3 protein-coding genes are annotated in these 3,580 nt (G+C 60.4%); all 3 read right to left on the bottom strand.

Annotated features, from left to right (window positions below; translation table 11 throughout):
* Positions 1-597, bottom strand: a 597-nt coding sequence (gene repC / locus CWO89_RS41920; protein ID WP_283813582.1) for a plasmid replication protein RepC, incomplete at its 3' end; no start/stop codon positions are given.
* A gap of 277 nt (positions 598-874) precedes the next feature.
* The gene (repB, locus tag CWO89_RS41915; RefSeq protein WP_130230072.1) at positions 875-1,903 is read right to left on the bottom strand and encodes a plasmid partitioning protein RepB; all 1,029 of its coding nucleotides are present in this window, start codon (positions 1,901-1,903) and stop codon (positions 875-877) included.
* Complete coding sequence (gene repA / locus CWO89_RS41910; protein WP_130230070.1) at positions 1,900-3,114, bottom strand: plasmid partitioning protein RepA; 1,215 nt, start codon at positions 3,112-3,114, stop codon at positions 1,900-1,902. The genes repB and repA overlap by 4 nt, the downstream gene beginning before the upstream one ends.
* Positions 3,115-3,580: the final 466 nt, after the last annotated feature.

The raw sequence follows: 3,580 nt of genomic DNA, 5'->3' as shown, positions 1-3,580 counted from the left end.
CTGAAACCGCTTCCAATTTCCCGGCACGCCCTCCTCAAGCCCGGCCTCGATCATCTTGACGATGTCCCGGCGCAGGATGGTGAGACGCTCCTTGGCTACGCGGAGCGCCTTCTTCTCGGCCTGCACGGTAGCCGCGAGCGTCTTGTACTCCTCGGCGCGGGCCACCATCGGAGCCAAGTCAAAGCCATAGGCCTGCTCGATCTCTCCGCCCTGCCCCTTGCGCGCATAGCGCTTGCCGTTCGGGCTGTCCCTGCGAATGATCAAACCGCAGTCGACCAGGACGGCGAGATGCCGGCGTAGCGTCGTCGGCGGCATCCCGTTGGCCCGCGCCATCAGCTGCTCGTTGGAGGGCCAGACGATCAACTCGCTGTCAGCCTCGAGCGCGATCTCCGGATGGAATGACAACAGCGCGTGCAGGATCGTGAGCGCACGGTCGGTGGCGCCGAGAACCTGGCGCGCCTCCTTGATGTGCTGAAAGACGTGCCATTTGTGAACAATGGCGGTCTCTGGCTTTGCCTTCGCGGCCAGCTGGCTCGAAATCATGCCAAGCGTCATCGGCCGCCGCCCAAAGGGCGTCGTTGATATGGATTGCGTCATGGTTGTGTCTTTCAGCTTTTAGGCAAAGCGAAAGCGCTCACCAAAACGGTGTCCAACGCCTCGAAGAGGCTCTTGACTGTGATTCGCGGAAGTGAGATTCTCGTTGCCGCCAAACATACGAGAGAGGCTTCCGGGACACTGTTTCGGGGGCCTTTCTTTTTACCGCATGCTACCTCTGTGTTTGTTGCGCCATCGTCCGGCTTCGGCCGAGGCCTCCGCCCTTCCCGCCGCCCAACCAAACCTTGTCATCTGACAAGGTTTGACCGCGCGCCGAAAATCACTCAGTGCCCTCCCGGTCAAAAAATCTTTCCACCAGACCCGGCAGCTCTTCCTCGAGGAAGGCGCCGAACTCAGACGCGTGCTTGTCGGAGACGGTAAGTTTGATATCGCCCTTTGAGAAAGTCGCTTTGCCCAAGACCCTTCCTGCCGGGCTACGCAGCTCGAACTCATTATGAGATCGCGCCGGCGGCTGCCTTACGGCTGCAAAGACGAGCTTGAATCGATCGTCGGAGGGCAGCGTCGAAACCTTGTCAGCTGACAAGGTTTTGCGCACCCGATCCAACGCAGGCGGGTCTTCTCCAATCGCAGTCGCGAGCGCGACCCAGCGGGGCCGGCCCGCCTTCGGCGCCCGGCCTATCGCCTCGATCACCTCGACCGGGACGGCTCGGCAGACCGCCCGGAGGCGAGCAAGCTCCGGGTCGTCGATCGAAAGAGCGGCTCGGATGTCGCGGGGCTTGATCCCGGCCTGATCCATTCGCCACGTGAAAAGCGCGCGCTCGATCCAGCTCAGATCCTGACGTGCCGCGTTCTCGATACCCTGAGCGACGACAAGTTCGCTGTCCGACAGCGCGACAACCGTGGCTTTGACTTTGATGCCGAGATCCAAGGCCGCCCGCCAGCGCCGATGGCCATAAACGACTTGGTACCGGCCATTGGCGATCGGATGCCGCCGGACTTGGATCGGCACCTTCTGGCCTTCTTCGGCGATGAGTTTCTTGAGCGCTTCGAACTCGACCTGGCTGTCATCGGGCAGCCGGTCTGGGAAAGGCGATGGATCGATAGAGGAGGGATCGAGCTCCGAGCCGCCACCGGCGTCGACCAGCGCTTGGAGCCGGTCACGCTCTCCTCGCAACTCCGCCAGCGAACGCTGTGTTGCTCCGATCACCCCGGCTCCAACACGGGCCGGAGGTTGGATCGGCGTATCCGCGCTCGGGGAAGGAGAGGGGCTGGACGGCGCCATCTCGGGCTCGGAGAACGAGCCGAAATTGGCGAGGATCGATCGACCTGAAGGACGTTTATTGGTCATGCGCGCCCCCAAGCCCGAGCGATCAGTGCGAGGATCTGATCATTAACCGCATCAATGGATTCTCGTGCGCGCTTGGTGGTCGCGGCCGAGATGTTGCCCGGTTCCAGCTCATAGAGCGTGCGCTTCGCCAAACCAGCGGTCTCGATGGCTGAGCTTGCGATCGCGGTTGCTGTCAGCACGTCTTCCGTGAACAGGTGCCGAAGCATGGTCACGACCCGGACTTGAGATTGGTCGAAAGGATCGTGCCGGGTCACGACATAGCGAAGGAAGTCCTGCTCCATCGTCGCGCCGGCTTCGCGGATGACCGATATGAGATCGCCCATCATCAGCAAGAACTGGCTCATCGACATGACATCGAGCATTGCAGGGTGGACTGTCACGAGGAGCCCGGTCGCCGCATAGATGGCACCCAACGTCAGGAAGCCGAGCGAAGGTGGCGTGTCGAGGATGATGACATCGTAGGCGTCTTCGACGTCCGTCAATGCGAGGCGCAATCGTTCGAAAAAGATGCTCTCGGAGTCCGCCTGCCGCTTCGACAAATACCGCGGCGTCTCGTGCTCGTACTCCATTACCTCGATATTTCCGGGAATGAGGTCGATACCAGTGAAATAGGTCGGCCGGATGATGTCAGCGATGGGTCGACGCTCGTCGTCGTAGCGCAGGGCCGCATAGATGGTCTCGTTCTGCTGGACATCGATCTCCGGCTGCGCACCGAACATGGCCGACAACGACGCTTGGGGATCGAGGTCGATCGCAAGGACGCGATAGCCCTGGAGAGCCAGATAGTGGGCAAGGTGCGCGCTGGTTGTCGTCTTGGCACTGCCACCCTTGAAATTCGCGACCGCCAGAACCTGCAGATGCTCGCCTGGCCGACGATGAGGCAAGAACCTCAAGGCATCTGCCGGACGCTGAGCGGCAAACAGCTCGCGAAGCTCATTAATCTGCGCGAGCGTATATGCGCGATGGTTGTTCTCCAGCCGGGCGGGAAGGGGGCCTTTCCCTTCGTTCGACATCAACTTGAGAGTCGATTCCGGAATCGAGGTCAGCTTCGAGACCTCATGGGTCATAAAATGCCGTAGACTTTTCTGAGCGTCCGGGGGATACATCTGCTGACGCCTGGCCTGCAGATGTTCAGAGAGCATTCCCGCGTGCCGGATAATCTTGTTGGCGGGATCTTCAATTTGAATATCGGTCCGGGCCTGCGCTTCCATTGCCGATTCATTCCTTCGCTGTCGGCCAGTAGGCGGTTTGCCGCCCTTTGCCCGCTAAAGCTAGGTCACGATTCTCGGCTTTCGTCCAGTCCTTTAAGGTTAACAGATACTTAACGGCGCCTTCTCGCAGCACAACGTAAGCCGCTGATTCGTACTAATTTGCTCAATGTTATCGCGGGCTTATCTTGCAGGCCCAAACGCCGCGATGACGTTTCGTCCCCCCGTTAATCTTACAGTCCAGGCGTATCCTTTTGCCGCCGGATTTCGATCGCCGACAGACCCAGAATCGACGCCCACGAAGCGACTCACGCAACTGGGAGCTCGCCGGCCCCCCGTTAATTCAACAGAGGGTCCGAGCCGCCGCACCATGCTGACTTACCTCCGTTCACGAGAACGCGACGGAGGATTCGGCGAATGCGGGCAATTGCGATTGATGCCAACGAACACGGCGGATTGGGGTCTCTGG

It is taken from the genome of Bradyrhizobium sp. Leo170, from assembly GCF_004296405.1.
In the GTDB taxonomy this organism is placed as follows: domain Bacteria; phylum Pseudomonadota; class Alphaproteobacteria; order Rhizobiales; family Xanthobacteraceae; genus Bradyrhizobium.
Note: the sequence above shows the minus strand (reverse complement) of the source record. Positions and strands in the feature narration are given on the sequence as shown.

What these genes read in the sequence shown, in the direction of transcription:
- repB (WP_130230072.1), bottom strand. Translation starts at nt 1,903, where the DNA reads ATGACCAATAAACGTCCTTCAGGTCGATCGATCCTCGCCAATTTCGGC.
- repA (WP_130230070.1), bottom strand. Translation starts at nt 3,114, where the DNA reads ATGGAAGCGCAGGCCCGGACCGATATTCAAATTGAAGATCCCGCCAAC.